Source organism: Coleofasciculus chthonoplastes PCC 7420 (assembly GCF_000155555.1).
Taxonomy (GTDB): Bacteria; Cyanobacteriota; Cyanobacteriia; order Cyanobacteriales; family Coleofasciculaceae; genus Coleofasciculus; species Coleofasciculus chthonoplastes_A.
The window spans coordinates 57854-72675 of sequence record NZ_DS989851.1; the positions used below are offsets into that span (position 1 = coordinate 57854).

The window sequence follows — 14822 nt, forward strand, 5'->3', positions numbered from 1 at the left end:
AGATGTCAGTAAAGTTCAAGGTTTGAGCGTCATCCCGACTGATAAGACATAAGAACCGAGATCTACTGTCATCCCAGCTCGACCCCTATCCGGCTAGGATGAGCAACCTCTCGTCTGACTCATAGCTACTCACTCTCTATTTACAGATAGATATGAATTCTCAAACCACTTCTCGTCAAACAACTTCCGTCTCTCAACCCAGCCAAAGTACATCTAATAATCACCCAAGTCTCTGCTGTTATATCAATCACACCAGCCAGGTTCAGGTTATCCGGCTTGTGAATCAATCCCATACTAATTGGCAACGGGTTATTTTTCCCGGTGAACGTTGCCTGTTTGAAGCTGACTCTGAATCTAACTTAGAGATTATGGTTAATGAAGCGGTTTCTTCTCTAGTTAATTGTCAAAAATTGCTAGTAAAACTCGAAGCATGATTCTTTGTCAAGTATTTTTTTGTGTGATTGCCTCAGTAAACCCTAATCCTAAACAAGACGATCAGGATCATGTCGCAGAAAATTATCAATCTAACCTGTCTCCTTGTCATTCAAGAAGTCAAAGATATCTTGGCAACTTATCCAGAGACTCCTTATCAAGAGGCTTTTGCTCAGGCAGAATTATTTAACCAGCTCATAAATCAGGTATTAAGTCAAATTCCGGATCAATCTTATACTATCCTGTACGAATCTGAAAAACTCCCCAAAAACCCTAGACGCTTTTACTCCTCCATAGAAGAGCGAATGATGGTCGAACAACTGATTCATCAGATTATTATTGCTCTACTGGAAACGCAGACAAAAAAAACGTTACCTTCCCCGGCGTCAGAAGATAACCGTTCTGCTAATGCAGCGATGAGTTCCAACAAAAAAGTCTATCGTTGGTTCGGCTATTAAGGCGTTGAGATCAGGATACAGCACAGGACTTAATATTATGTCGGATTGAATACTTACACGAAGTACCTAGACATAATTTTTGTCTGCTAAACATTCCGGTAGATCCCCGACTTCTGAATCCCATTCATTTAGGTAAGCAGGATTTCAACAAAGAAGTCGGGGATCTGGAGTGTAAGAGTACGATGAAAACGTTGGATGATACAATAGTCGCCAACGCCAAATCATGTCGGTTTTGGCTGAGTCACTTGAGGAGTCTCCCTTCACCTGATGTCCAGACGAACAGCGAACCCGGCTAATGTATTCAATCGAATTCCCGGACGCGCTTATCTGTTGATTGCGATTGTGATTTTCGCATCAGCCAATGCGGTAATCCGGATGTTAACAAATTTGGGAGATCAAAATCTAATTGATGGCAGAAATCCTATCTCGTTCTGCAATGTTCTGTTTGCAGGAAATCTTTGTGCCTTAATCGCCCTGATCTTCATCTATGGCAAGCAGTGGAATGTTGAATCCTTAAAACGTCTCTCCTGGACAGATTGGCTAGGATTGACGGGGGTGGCAATACTGTCCGGGGCATTAGCTCCGGCTTTAACATTTATGGCACTGGATTTGACCATGGTCAATAATGTGGTCTTGATTGGTCGCATTGAACCGCCCCTGATTCTGGCATTATCCATACTATTGCTAGGAGAACGGGTAAATAAGTGGGTGATAGCGGGTGCGGTGGTTTCGTTCATTGGCGTTTCTCTGACTGTATTACTTCAGACTCCCGCCACGGATATGGTGAATATGGGAAGATTCCAGATTGGCAGAGGGGAATTATTTGCCGCAGGTGGTGCTGTGGCGTTAGCCTTGTCCACGATTATTAGTAAGGTAAAGTTACGCCAGATTCCCTTGGCTATTTTCAGCATCTATCGCATGGCAATGGCAACGTTAGTGTTCTTTGTCGTTGTCTTGATGCTGTTTGAACCCAATCATTTTATGGATGTGTTTTCGCCCTTTCTCTGGCGATGGATGTTGATTTACGGCATGGTGATTGTCGTCGGGGGTCAACTCTGTTGGTTTCGGGGGTTAAAGATAACGGGTGCAGCCGATGTTTCCTTAGCGAGTTCCTTTAGCCCCATTGCTGGAATTTTAGCGGCTTATTTTATTCTGGGGGAAGTGCCTACGATGGCGCAATATATTGGTGGGGCGGTGATTATTGGCGGTATTGTCCTCAATCAAATTGGTGTGTTTCGCAAAATGGCGGAAACGGTTACGCTGCCACCTGGGAATTCCGATAAGGAAGCGGATACAGAGGTGGGCTTTAAAGGGGTTTGAACCACCAGTTATGGACTATTTGAGGTTCATATCATCCCCTTTTGCCACGGCGATTGAAATCGCTGCTACACAAACTTGCGTCCGCCTGCGCGGACTGGGTTATCAGGGGGGTAGTTAACCCGGATTTAGTCGGATAGGATATACCGTAGGGTGGGCACTGCCCACCAGCATACCAGTCAGTACCATTCGTCTTAACTTGAATGGCACTGACTTTAGAGTTTGTAGTCAGCGCTTTAGCGCTTCTGGCACTAAAGTGCCTACTACGAAACCAGCTTAAGTCAGTACCATCCGTCTTACATTTAGGCTATAGGAATAATCAGGAATTTAAATCGATACCTGGGAAATGCTCTCTCCAGCCCTCTATGCCGCTACTACAGCGGTTTTACGGCTATCTCTGAACGTTTGTCAAGTCGTAATACCTGGTTTAAATCCCAATTGACGTAGAGTTGCCGTTTAAGTTTTATTACAATTAGAATAACTACTTTGAACAATTGTTAACTAATTGCTGCCCTACTTCGTGCATGATGTTCATTACCAACCAACTGCCCACCGCAACTCTTGAACTCAAGCCAGCCGTTAACCAGGCGTTTAACGACTTCCAGCGCCTGTCTGTTGAGGATCAGTTAGGGCTGCTTTGGGGAATGTACCAAAACCTAGGTTGTTCTCTAGCGCCAACACCTGCGGGTGCGGCACGGCTATTTTTGACCCAAGGGTTGCTGCATCGGATCAAGCAAATGCCTGCTACTGAACAGTTAGCGGCGATGCAGGACTTATTACAGGAGACAGATAGCCCCATCAGTCGTCAATACGGACTATTCACGTTGAAAACCAAACTGGCGTTTTGGACTCAGCTATTTGATTGGATGTCCACAGGTGAAGTGAGTCCAGTGGCAATCGCTTCTTCGCTTTCTTCCTCAGCTACAACCCTGTTGAGAATGATCGCGTTATTAGATCTGAATGAGCAAATTTCCCTATTCAATGAGATCATTGACCAGATGGGTGTTGCCCCTTTAGCCGCTTAGGAATTTGGCGGTTGGGTATCTATTCAAGTTCAACTTCTAATAGCCCAACTGTTACAGCAGCAAAGGCAAAGGCTACACCCAAAGGCATAGGCGACTGGAAATAAACGGTCAAAATAGCGGCAACAACAGTAACCAACATTGCCCCAATTGACCACCATTTTTCTTCGCCACTCCAGCCTTTTTCCGCTTTAATCCATTTCAAGGCGTCCGTCGGTAGTGGTTCTGGAATTACAGCGCCCGGTGGGAACGCCCAATAGTTATTGCGCTCAATATATAAGTCAGTCCAGCCGTTTTCGTAGCACCATTCGTTTAACCAAGCTTCACAGTAATGTTGCATCGGATTTTGTTAAAATATGTTAAATTAGTCTGCTTTACAGCCTCAATAACATTAGCAAATCTTTTTCCAGACTAAAAGAGGAATAAATACCTAATTCGTTATTGGTCATTGGCTTACGGGGTGACAAGCTAGCTGAAGTGTTGAGCCATCCAGCTTTTAGCCCATTTCTTCTTGTCACAGATAGGGTCAGAGATAGCAGTTTTTTCTGGGGGACTAGCCCCCCAGACCCCCCAATGGGGGACGAGCGCCTCCCCCATACCCCCTGCGCAACGCTTCGCTAATCCCATACCTCATCTGGTGGTCTTCATCTGTCAATCAGGACTTCATCTGTCAATCAGGATGTCAATAAGACTTCATCTTTGGAGATATTTATCGCTCAAAGCCTCATTTTCAAAGGTGTAAGACGGCTTGTCACCCTTTCAGCCTTCGTTGTTTGTCAATGAGGGGGTTGGTTGGTGTCTCAGGACAAAATGGTTTGTAATCCTTGCACTAAGCGTTCAATACCCTCGGCGACTGTTTCTTTTTGTAGCGCCCCATAAGCAATTCGCAAATAACAGCCCTCTTCCATACCAAAGGTTGTACCGGGTAACACGGCGACGCGATGATCGCGAATTAAGCGTTCGACTAACTCGACTGGGTTGACTGAGGTATTAACTTTAAGCCAAAAGTAAAACGCGCCGTCGGCGGGGGCGATCGCACACAACCCATCCAATCGCTGTAACGCCTCTAATATCAACTGTCGCACCGTCGCGATCGCCTGAATGTGCGGCTGGGTATAACTCATTCCCATCTGTAAGGCGGCTAAGGCGACATACTGGGAGACAACCGGAGGACAAATCAGAATTGTATCCTGAATTTTTTTTACCGCCGCCAGCAGATGCTGGGGAATTACCATGTAGCCGATACGCCAACTGGCAAACCCATACGTTTTAGATAGGGAATACAGGGAAATCGTATGGGAGTGACTCTGGGGAAAAGCCGCAGGGGAAACGTGTTTGACGCCGTTATAGGTAAAATACTCATACGCTTCATCACTAATGTGATAAATTCCCCGTTCCCGACAGAGTTCATTTACCGCCTGTAACGCGGCTTTAGAGTAAACCGCCCCGGTAGGATTATTCGGTGAAATCGTCACCACGGCTTTGGTTTTCTCCGTGATGGCGTTGGCGATCGCCTGAGGACGCAGTTGATAATTCTGATCCGTTGCCACAAGTACCGGATGACAACTCGCCATGGTAATAGCCATTTCGTGGTTGAAATAGTAAGGCGTTTGAATAATAATCTCGTCTCCGGGAGAGGTAATGGCGAGAATAGCATTCATAAACGCCATATTTGCCCCTGCGGTGACGACGATACAGTTGTGTTGGTTGAGAGTAATCCGGTTATCTGTGTGCAGTTTAGCGGCAATAGTAGATAGTAACGGTGCAATTCCCTGAACCGCCTTGTACTTGTGGTTATCAGGATCAGCCAGAAATTCCGGCAATCGTGCGATCGCCTCTGGTGGGGGAGGGTAATACACAACACCCTGTCCCAAGGAAATCGTACCGGGATGACGGCGAATCAGTTCCCCAACGATGGGAATCACAGGTGACTGAACCGCTTCCATGCGAGACGTTAAGGTAGACATCGGCGACTGATAATCAAATCAATTAAGGGCGCACGTCGTTGGTTCTTGAGTCAATTTAATCTCAAAACTTCACTTACCCTTTAGATCCCCCTAAATCCCCCTTAAAAAGGGGGACTTTGAATAATCTATGGTTCTCCCCACGCAAAAAAAGCTCTCGCATCCTTTAGTCTCCCCCATGGAATCAAAAGCGAAGCATCCTTTGGCTTCCCCGTGCCAAAAAAGCGAAGCATCCTCTGGCTTCCCCCATGGAACAAAAAGCGAAGCAACATCTGGTTTCCCCCATGGAACAAAAAGCGAAGCATCCGCTGGCTTCCCCCTTTTTAAGGGGGACGGAAGGGGGATCAAATAGGGGGACGGGAGGGGGATCTAAAGGGGGACGGAAGGGGGATCAAATAGGGGGACGGGAGGGGGAGCTAAAGGGGGACGGAAGGGGGAGAATTCAAAGCCTCTCTCCTTGTAGGAGAGAGGTTTGGAGAGAGGTTTTCCAAATCCCGTGAAACTATCCACCCTGAACTACATAAAACTGGGTTGATGGCGAATCAAATTGAGGAACTCTTCACGAGTTTTCTGTTCCTCTTGGAACACACCCACCATAGCGCTAGTTACTGTCCAGGAACCGGGTTTTTGTACCCCTCGCATCACCATACACATGTGAGTGGCTTCCATGACTACAGCCACTCCCTGGGGTTCTAAAATAGTTTGAATGGCTTCGGCAATCTGACGGGTTAGGCGTTCCTGAACTTGTAGCCGCCGTGCATACATTTCCACAACACGCGCTAACTTACTTAGTCCCACAACTTTCTGGTTGGGAATATAAGCAACGTGCGCCCGTCCCATAAATGGCAGCATGTGGTGTTCACACAGGCTAAAGAAGTTAATATCCCGTACTAACACCATTTCGTTGTGACCTTCATCAAAAATCGCCCCATTTACTAATTCTTCCAGGGACTGATTGTAGCCACCCGTCAAGAAGCGCATGGCTTCCGCGACTCGTTTTGGGGTTTTCAGTAATCCCTCACGTTCAGGATCTTCGCCAACGCCTAAAAGTAGCGTCCGCACCGCGTCCATCATGTCTTCAGTTGAGGCTTCCCCAGGAATTTGTAACTTAGCTTCTTGACCATTCTGGGTATTGCGATCGGGTCGGGGTTCAACTTGAGTGCTGGAGGTGTTACGAGTCACGGGTGTCATAGAGTCAGAGCGATTCAAACCATTGGAGGACGCAATAGTCATAGTTAGGTAGTATTGATAATCTTGACAAGGTTGAATGGGACGGTCGGATGGTGCCGTTCTAGAGAGTTCCGGCACTGGGCATTAGAGTCAGGAAATCGATAACAGCCGCTTGGGGGATTAAGGCGACGTGCAAAAGAGATTGGGCAACAATTTCGGGGGTTAACATGGCTGACCGATTCAAGTTGGCTTTTACGGTGTCTGTATCCCAGATTGGCGTATTCACTGCCCCTGGACATACCGTCACCACCCGAATACCATTGTCGCGTTCTTCAGCCGTTAGGGTTTTGGATAGGGCAATCAACCCGGCTTTGCTAACGTTGTAGGCACCCCAACCGGGAAAGGGTTGTTGACCCGCAATGGATGCCACGTTAATAATTGTGCCGTGTTGCTGCTGACGCATGGTGGGTAAAACACCAAGAATGCATTGCCATACACTGGTAAGATTGAGATCCATTACCTGCTGCCAGTCCGCTAAGGGGGTTTCCGTCAGCGTCCCGGTATAGCCCATACCCGCATTGTTGACCAAAATATCCAGGGAGGCAAATTCCGCCGCGATCGCTTCGATCTTGGTTTTGACCTGATCGAGTTGACTCAGATCCAGGTGATAGGATTGAGCATTGACTCCAGCGTCTCGGGCGGCGGTGGCTACTGCCTCTAATTTGTCTTGGGAACGACTGACTAATGCCAGATCAATTCCGGCTTTGGCAAAGGCTAAAGCCGTAGCTTTGCCAATACCACTACTTGCGCCAGTAATCAAGGCACGTTTTTTAACGGAAGACGTCATAAAATTTTCCAACTCAGATGCGGCAAGGGTTCCCCGATTAACTCATAAGGGTATTAGGGGAGGAAAGAGTCCGCCAACAAACATTTGAATTAAAGCAACAGCCAATCATTTCCTGCGGCTACATTCTCACTAAAAAGTCCTGGATACAACAATTTTCCTGTTTTTGATCTATATTTATCCCCAATTGGGACAAGGAAGATTAAGCAGGATAATCGTATACCTCAAGCGATCGCCAACTGCTATGATCAGCAGCAAATTGTTGTAATCTGACTAATTGATTCAACGACAGCCGCCTATAGACAATATCGAACACAACCAACGTTCTCCGAGCTTCTTTGTCGGACAAACAATAAAGTTTGACAGTTAATCCCGAATGGCTAGGGTGACACTTGGATCAAGCTAGGGTTGACTTGCTGATGGATTAACGTCCTGACGCTAAGTTGTGAAGAATTGTTACAAATCTAATTATACGACTATCTGGGTTCCATTGACAAAAGGGCAGAAGTCGGAAGGATAATTCAGCTTTTATCCTTCTTACTTCAGTTGGATGCCAAATTCCCCTTAATTATTGTAACGCTCAAACCATTTTCAAGCATGTAGCTCAGTAAAAACCCCAATATGGCGAAACTTCTGATAGCGTAACTCCCGACGTTCCTTGGGACTCAACCGAGATAAATCTTCCAGATTTTGCAGGAGGGCGGCTTTAAGCGTTGCCGCAGCGGTTAAGGGATCAGAATGAGCGCTGCCTAAGGGTTCAGGCACTAATTGATCCAAAATTCCTAAATCTTTGAGATCCCAGGCGGTTATCCGCAGCGCAGTGGCGGCTTGGGGGGCTTTAGCGGCATCTTTCCAGAGAATCGCGGCACAGGCTTCGGGAGTGGCAACCGTATAAACCGCTTGTTCGAGCATGAGAATGCGATCGCCCACGCCAATCCCCAACGCACCACCCGATCCGCCTTCGCCAATCACCGTACAGATAATCGGCACATCCAGGCGAAACATTTCCCGCAGATTATAGGCGATCGCTTCCCCTTGACCTAATTTTTCCGCATCAACACCTGCCCAAGCCCCCGGTGTATCAATAAACGTTAAAATCGGCATCCCGAAGCGATTCGCATGTTCCATCAGCCGCATCGCCTTACGGTAACCACCGGGCGACGCCATGCCAAAGTTCCGCGCCACATTATCTTTGGTATCCCGTCCTTTTTGATGCCCTAACATCACCACCGGGCGTCCCCCTAAGCGCCCAATCCCACCGACTAATGCTGGATCATCATAGCCGCCGCGATCGCCGTGTAATTCCATCCATTCATCACTAATCGCCTGAATATAATCCAGCGTACTCGGACGCCGGGGATGACGGGCTAACTGAAGCCGTTGGGCTGGCGATAAACTACTAAAAATTTCTTGACGTAGTTGTACCGCCCGTGCTTCTAACTGGCGAATTTGGTCAGAGACATCGACATTGTTTTCCTGGGCGAGTTCGCGAATTTGGTTAATTCGGGTCTCTAATTCATACAGGGGCTTCTCAAAGTCCAGCAGAAAAATCCGGTTTGCAGTGGTCATGGGTCAGTCGTTTTATCCCTTAAACGTTCAGCAGCGGTCTAAATCCATGTTTAATTGACACCTGTCCAATTTTGTCCATCTTTTCTACCGTAATCTGATTCCGTCCCCAGGAAAAGTTGGTATACCATTTTTCAAATTCTAAGAGCATCGACTCGGCGAAGCAGGCAAATAGCTGACGCCCTGGATCTTTCATTTCCACGATTTGCATAATTTTCCAGTCGATATCCAATGAATGCTCGACAATGCCTCCATTGAGAACATAAATGTCGGGATGTTGTAACTTAGTGGCTAAATTCTTGGGATACCCCCCATCAATCAGCAGACAGGGCTTCTTTAGCAGCGAGGCATCAATGTCAATGCCCTTGGACATACTCGCCACCCAGACAATAATATCCGCTTGGGGTAGCGCCTCCTCCAATCCCATGATCTTGCCGCGCCCTAATTGATCTTGTAAGGCTTGCAATCGTTCCTGGTTACGGGCGGTTAAGAGAATCTCGGCGACATCGGTGCGGGTATTGAGCCAACGACAAACGGCACTACCAATATCGCCGGTTGCTCCACAAACAGCCACAGTAGCTTTTGACAGGTCAATCCCCAGCTTTTGCGCCCCTTGTTCGACTTGGGCGCTTATGATATATGCCGTGTGGGTGTTACCTGTGGTAAAGCGCTCAAACTCTAACTTGATATTGCGAACCTGGCTTTTCTCATATAAGTGGAATTCTTCAAAAATAATTGACGAAAAGCCACCTAATGCGGTAATTTCAATGCCGTTTTTTTGAGCATGAGCCATCGCGTTGAGAACTTTACGGATAGCGGCTTTAATCCGGCGCGTGGCTAGCATCTCTGGCAAAAAGCATGATTCCACATAGCGTCCTTCTATCGTCTCCCCGGTTAGGCTAGTCACCTTAATGGTGTCCACGATTTGGGGAGGGGCGCTGCACCAAAAATCTAACCCTTGGTCAGCATATTCTGGGTAGCCTAGATCTCTGGCGACGGCTTGGGCGTGTTGCAAACTGGTGAGGTGACCGATAAGACCAAACATTTACTGCTCGCTGGTAAGGCTGTTAATCAGGGGAAAATGGGAAATTAGGGTAAGAATTTGTTAAGGACATTTAAAAATATTATCAGGAATATTGGGGAGATGGGGGTGATGGTTTAAGTTTTGACCCTTCGCTTTGCTTGAGGGCATGGCGCGTGATGTTTGTAGGGGCGGGTTTCACTACTATCGTTTCTTGCCTCACCCGGATGTGACTAAACCCGCCCTGACTGAGGTGTAGAGACGCGCCATGGCGCGTCTCTACATTCGACGATTACATCTAGGTTGAGTTAGGCTGCTGTCAATCCGTAGGCGGACATCCGCATGATGTCACGGGTGGTAAAGCCGATGTTGCTGAGGGCTTCACCGTAGGCGATCATGAAGTCTTCTACGAGAGCATCTTTTTCCATTCCCAGGATATGAGCATCCTTCTCAACTTGGTTGAGCATCCGCCAAACCAGGGGCAAGTTTTGCTTATTGGCTTGTTCGAGTTCGGTTTTCGAGGCTTCAAAGTTCTCCTTGAGCCACTCTTCGCCAAAATTCAGGTGCATGTACTCGTCTTTGACTACACCTTCGGTGATTTTTCGGGCAAAGGGATCAGCGACGGGAATGTAAATGTTATACGCCGCGATCGCGAAACATTCAATAATCAGCGATTGGATCAGCAAGCAGGTGACGATATTCCCTGAGGCGGCGGCGGTTTGGAAGTTTTGGTGTAAATCGCTGAAATACTCCTTGGCAAACTCCATATCCGCTGTGACACTCAAGTTTCGACCACAGGCTTGAAACCCCTTCTTATGGCGGTTTTCCATCTTTGCTAGGCTGGTTAGCTCATCCTTTTGGTCGGGTAGCAGTTCAGCCAGTTGGATGTAGTTCTGATGAGCTTCTTGTTCCCCTTCGATCACGATCGCGTTGATGCGGCTATAGGCGTCCTTGTATGTTTCACTGTTGAAATCTAGCTCTTGACTGACTGTAAGCTGCTGCATCAGTAGATTTTCTCCTGTTTGCATGAGTAGACGTGTTTCAAAAAAGCTTTGAACCTAATCCTAGACCGTTGGCTCAAAACCGCTATATCAAACTTAACCCATCAATGATATATGGTGAGAGGTATTGCCCAATAGTGCCTGAGGCAGCAAATTCTCCCCTCAATCATCAGTATTCACTTATTAAAAGCATAGGATTAAACGAAGATAAATGTCTAAATCGCTACAGATTTGGGCTTCGTCATTTGTGCTTTGCTCCCTCTGCTTCCCCTGCTCCCCCAGCTCCCCCAGCTTCCCCTGCTCCCCATCACGACGGAACGAAACGCTAGAATGTGGAGTCGAATGCTTATTCATCTCTTACTTGCTTATCCATGTTTGATTGGGTCTGGTTATCTCGCGTCGCAGGGCTAGGATTAGTAGGAACCGCTGCTGGATCTGCCTTATTCTTTGGTATATTAGGGCGAACCGTCTTCTTGGAACCCAATACTCGTCACCTGAACTCAGAAGCCGCGATCGCACCGGGTAAGACTCAAGCTGTAACGTTACCCCCGCAACCGTTACCCTTGCTAACTTTACCCAAATCCCCTCCCGCCTCGGAGGTATCCCAGAAATCTCTTCCGGTTCTTTCGCGTCCATTCGATCTCAAGCAAAGCCTCAGCACCTATCAGCCTCTGTTTGCTGCACCAACCTCTTTAGGGATGGTGGCTATTGGGGTAGCTGAGGGGAATTATCGCCTGTTTATTGAAAATGGTAATCTCTATGTTCAGCAAACCCGGTTCTACTTTGGACATACTGATCCAGGTAACTTATCCTGGGGAGATGTGGTCACAAATTATGGACCCTGTAGTGATCAAGGACGCAGTAAGGGAGATATTACCTTAGCCGAACAACTGTGTTTAGAGCGATCGCGATCGCGACTCCCCACTCATCTAGTTGATTTAAATGCAGCGGGTATCGACCCAGAACGGGATTTAGAGGCGTTACTCAATGTAGCAGATTTATATAATCAGGCAATGCCTATCCATTCTCGCCACTTTCCCCACGCCCTCGCCATCGCCAAAAAAGGCGGGTTAAAGGGAATTGATGCCCTAGCATGGGCAAGAACAGCATCCTTTTACCTCAATGTCAATAACGAGTTGGATTTAGAAACAGGGTCTAACAAAGCCACAGGACTCTTAGGCATCTGTGCCAGAGAAAACCTACCTATTACTGAATGGGATTGTGTCTACAAAGATCAATTGCGACGAGTCAAAGCTATTGCCTCAGTTGTTGATAAATATCGCCAAATGTATCAATCCAATACGAATTAGGGTTTGCTGCTGATCAAGTATGTAGTTTTTTGTGCTTCAAGTTGAAGTAACGCAGAGGGTTCATAGAACGGCTCTCCCGTACATAAGGTGATAAATTTTCCTTATGTGTGTGGCGATTGGCTTGATTTGAAGAAAACCTAGCTTAATAGCTTTATTGGTTGGGTTTCCTTTGTCAACCCAACCTACAAGCATTACACCGTGGGACTTTGGCTGAATTTATAAGCTTTTATTATCACCCTAAATCCGGGAGAGCCAAAATTCTTTGGCGGCTTCGCGAGCGCATAGAAATTGACCCGTTAAATTTACGCTAAGAACTAGGTTCCAATCCTTTAAACTCATATCGAGGAAGGGTGAATCTTTTTGGATACCCGAATTGTTGACCAAGATATCAATTGTGCCAAATTCGTTCAAGACTTTAGAGAACATCGCCTTGACATCTGCTTCTTGGCTGACATCCGCTTGAATAGCTATCGCTTCCCCATGGGCAGATTTAATATCCTCGACAATTTTTTCAGCCGCTTCGCCATGGGAATGATAATTGATCGCAACAGTGGCACCCGCTTTGGCTAACTGACGCACTACACCTGCGCCAATCCCAGAACTTCCGCCTGTGACGAGGGCTTTTTGACCTTGAAGTAAATAGGGAGAATAGCTCATAATTTTTCGATAACTGTGAACATCAAAATTAACTCGTCTCTACTTGTCCTATTGAGGTTTACACCGAGAAGGAAAAGACTTAATCAAAATCGGGGGGTGGGAAAAGCAAGGAAAATTAACCACATCAGCCGGTGTCTGCTTTGAGGGATTGATATAGGGATCAACCACACCCGCAATTTGTAACGCGGCGGTCACCAGTTCAGAACAAAATAGAGCCGAAAGATCCAGCTTATTTCCTAACCCTAACCGATTCAAAAATATCATCCCTGCCTTGGCTGCCTGTAGAGTAGCAAAAGGTCGGCGTTCGTTATAGGTTTGTCTTAACCACATCTGCATTTTGAGTAACTGATCTGGGGCAATGGGTTCCTGTAAGGGTAGCCACCAAGCTTTGCCTTTATACATATCTAATCGTCGAGAGAGCACCATCTGTTTGCCAGTGGTACGCCGGAATGGATGCGGGTGCTGTTTATGTTTACGTCGAAATTGGTGGCTGTACCTACAGGAATTAAGGTGTTTGCTTGGACAGCAACCGTTTGGAAAAGTCGGCTACATTTGGATACACCGATGCTTTTTGCCCTAGGGGGTGTGGTTATGTTTCTCTTGGGTGGTATTACGGGGGTAATGCTAGGTGTAATGCCCTTTGATATTCATGTCAACAACACTCATTTTATCGTTGGACATTTTCACTATATCGTCTACAACACAATTACGGTTGCTATTTTCGCCGCCATTTATTTCTGGTTCCCGAAAATGACGGGGCGGGCGTATAATGAGGGCTGGGGTAAGGTGCATTTTTGGCTCACCTTTATTGGGGCAAACCTAACCTTTTTTCCGATGCTGGCGGTGGGTTTACAGGGAATGGTGCGTCGGGTTTCGTCCTATCCACCCCAGTATATGGGGGGAAATGTTTTAGCCAGCTTGGGTGCGTTTTTATTGGGGGTATCAACGCTGCCTTTTATTGCCAACATGGTGGCGTCTTGGTTATACGGGGTTAAAATTGGCAACAATCCTTGGCAGGCAACTGGACTGGAATGGACAGTTTCTTCACCGCCACCGAAGGAGAATTTTGAGGAAATTCCGACGGTAAGATTAGCGCCCTACAGTTATGGTCAACCCACCTATTCTAGGGTAGATTCAACTGATCCGGGAGCGATTGATAGACACCATAAATAGGTCGTCATTCATCATTCGTCATTTGTCATTTGTAAGGATTTAATTTGTTTTAACATTCTTATTTTAGAACCTACATTATTTATAGTTAGGTGCTTACTTAAATGATAAAATCTAGCCTAGAGAAGTTTATTCCGTCTCGTGAGTTAAAAAACCCTCACGCTAAAGTCGGTAATCCTGAAAAACTTGAGGATGAGCGAGGTAAAGTCCTGTTTGGCTTTACTCTATTCTTGCTGTCCGAAAGCATGATTTTCGCGAGTTTAATTGTCGCTTATGTGGGGCTGCGGGCTTTAACCGATGATTGGCGTCCTCCCGGTGTTTCCACACCTGAATTGTCGGGTTCGGTGATGATTCATTCAGTTGTGTTGGTTTCCAGTAGCTTAGTCATCTATTTAGCGGAACGGGCTTTGTCTCACCAAAAACTTGCCCAATTTCGCGGGTTATGGTTGACTACCTCTATCATGGGTGCTTACTTTTTAGTGGGTGAGGTTAAAGAGTGGCTGCACCTGGATTTTGGTCTAAATGCGGCGACATTAGGCGGAACGTTTTATGTGTTAACGGGGTTCCATGGGTTGCATGTTTTCGTCGGTATTTTTTTGCAAATGCTGATGTTAGTTCGTTCATTTATTCCAGGAAATTATAACCGGGGTCACTTTGGCGTTACGGCGGTTTCGTTGTTCTGGCACGTTGTCGATGGGATTTGGGTGATTTTATTTCTACTTCTTTACGTTTGGTGAGTAGGAACTTATCTTGGTTCGAGAGTTTTGTCTAATTTGGCGGCTTTCTAGGCTACTTGTATTGATCCCCCCCAACCCCCCTTCAAAAGGGGGGAGCAAGATTTCCGAAAAAAAGGGGGGAGCAAGATTCCCGAAAAAGTTGAAAATATCTAC

Annotated in this window: 14 protein-coding genes and 2 pseudogenes; 7 read left to right on the forward strand and 9 right to left on the reverse strand. The window is 46.7% G+C overall.

Going from position 1 to position 14822, the window contains the following annotated elements:
- Positions 1-152 precede the first annotated feature (152 nt).
- The 4 genes from MC7420_RS16160 (at position 153) to MC7420_RS16175 (ending at position 3232) form a co-directional block, all read left to right on the forward strand.
- Entirely contained in the window at positions 153-434 is a 282-nt protein-coding gene (locus MC7420_RS16160; RefSeq protein WP_006101691.1) for a DUF1830 domain-containing protein, read from the forward strand.
- Between the two features lie 69 nt (positions 435-503).
- Positions 504-890: a hypothetical protein gene (locus MC7420_RS16165; RefSeq protein WP_006101809.1), complete on the forward strand. Its 387-nt coding sequence runs from the start codon at positions 504-506 to the stop codon at positions 888-890.
- Between the two features lie 267 nt (positions 891-1157).
- Positions 1158-2210, forward strand: a complete 1053-nt coding sequence (locus MC7420_RS16170; protein ID WP_006101637.1) for a DMT family transporter — start codon at positions 1158-1160, stop codon at positions 2208-2210.
- A 524-nt stretch (positions 2211-2734) separates the two neighbouring features.
- A complete protein-coding gene (locus tag MC7420_RS16175) occupies positions 2735-3232 on the forward strand; it encodes an orange carotenoid protein N-terminal domain-containing protein (protein WP_006101851.1) in 498 nt (165 codons plus the stop codon).
- A 19-nt stretch (positions 3233-3251) separates the two neighbouring features.
- Here MC7420_RS16175 and MC7420_RS16180 read toward each other — a convergent pair whose 3' ends face one another.
- The 7 genes from MC7420_RS16180 to MC7420_RS16215 form a co-directional block, all read right to left on the reverse strand.
- A complete protein-coding gene (locus MC7420_RS16180) occupies positions 3252-3569 on the reverse strand; it encodes a slr1957 family protein (RefSeq protein ID WP_006101608.1) in 318 nt (105 codons plus the stop codon).
- 460 nt (positions 3570-4029) lie between these two features.
- Positions 4030-5196, reverse strand: a complete 1167-nt coding sequence (locus MC7420_RS16185; RefSeq protein WP_044207654.1) for a pyridoxal phosphate-dependent aminotransferase — start codon at positions 5194-5196, stop codon at positions 4030-4032.
- Positions 5197-5709: 513 nt separating this feature from the next.
- Positions 5710-6426: a GTP cyclohydrolase I FolE gene (gene folE, locus MC7420_RS16195; protein ID WP_044207658.1), complete on the reverse strand. Its 717-nt coding sequence runs from the start codon at positions 6424-6426 to the stop codon at positions 5710-5712.
- Positions 6427-6484: 58 nt separating this feature from the next.
- Complete coding sequence (locus tag MC7420_RS16200) at positions 6485-7210, reverse strand: SDR family oxidoreductase (protein ID WP_006101684.1); 726 nt, start codon at positions 7208-7210, stop codon at positions 6485-6487.
- Between the two features lie 588 nt (positions 7211-7798).
- Positions 7799-8776, reverse strand: coding sequence for an acetyl-CoA carboxylase carboxyl transferase subunit alpha (accA, locus tag MC7420_RS16205; protein WP_006101627.1), 978 nt, complete (start codon positions 8774-8776; stop codon positions 7799-7801).
- 19 nt (positions 8777-8795) lie between these two features.
- A complete protein-coding gene (locus tag MC7420_RS16210) occupies positions 8796-9818 on the reverse strand; it encodes a long-chain acyl-[acyl-carrier-protein] reductase (protein WP_006101798.1) in 1023 nt (340 codons plus the stop codon).
- A gap of 284 nt (positions 9819-10102) precedes the next feature.
- Positions 10103-10798, reverse strand: coding sequence for an aldehyde oxygenase (deformylating) (locus MC7420_RS16215; protein ID WP_044207762.1), 696 nt, complete (start codon positions 10796-10798; stop codon positions 10103-10105).
- Positions 10799-11166: 368 nt separating this feature from the next.
- Here MC7420_RS16215 and MC7420_RS35270 point away from each other — a divergent pair, with 368 nt between their 5' ends.
- Positions 11167-12105, forward strand: a complete 939-nt coding sequence (locus tag MC7420_RS35270) for a hypothetical protein (protein ID WP_006101770.1) — start codon at positions 11167-11169, stop codon at positions 12103-12105.
- A 255-nt stretch (positions 12106-12360) separates the two neighbouring features.
- On the opposite strand, the pseudogene MC7420_RS16225 reads toward MC7420_RS35270, so the two are convergent.
- Together MC7420_RS16225 and MC7420_RS16230 are read right to left on the reverse strand one after the other, a co-directional pair.
- Positions 12361-12762 (reverse strand): annotated as a pseudogene (locus MC7420_RS16225) (SDR family NAD(P)-dependent oxidoreductase); the annotation flags it as partial.
- Positions 12763-12810: 48 nt separating this feature from the next.
- Positions 12811-13188, reverse strand: a complete 378-nt coding sequence (locus MC7420_RS16230; protein WP_044207662.1) for a hypothetical protein — start codon at positions 13186-13188, stop codon at positions 12811-12813.
- On the opposite strand from MC7420_RS16230, the pseudogene MC7420_RS16235 reads away from it, so the two are divergent.
- Together MC7420_RS16235 and MC7420_RS16240 are read left to right on the forward strand one after the other, a co-directional pair.
- A pseudogene (locus MC7420_RS16235) lies at positions 13183-13935 on the forward strand (cytochrome c oxidase subunit I); the annotation flags it as partial. The gene MC7420_RS16230 and the pseudogene MC7420_RS16235 overlap by 6 nt on opposite strands.
- Positions 13936-14036: 101 nt before the next feature.
- The gene (locus tag MC7420_RS16240) at positions 14037-14669 is read left to right on the forward strand and encodes a cytochrome c oxidase subunit 3 (protein WP_006101654.1); all 633 of its coding nucleotides are present in this window, start codon (positions 14037-14039) and stop codon (positions 14667-14669) included.
- The last annotated feature ends 153 nt before the right edge of the window (positions 14670-14822 follow it).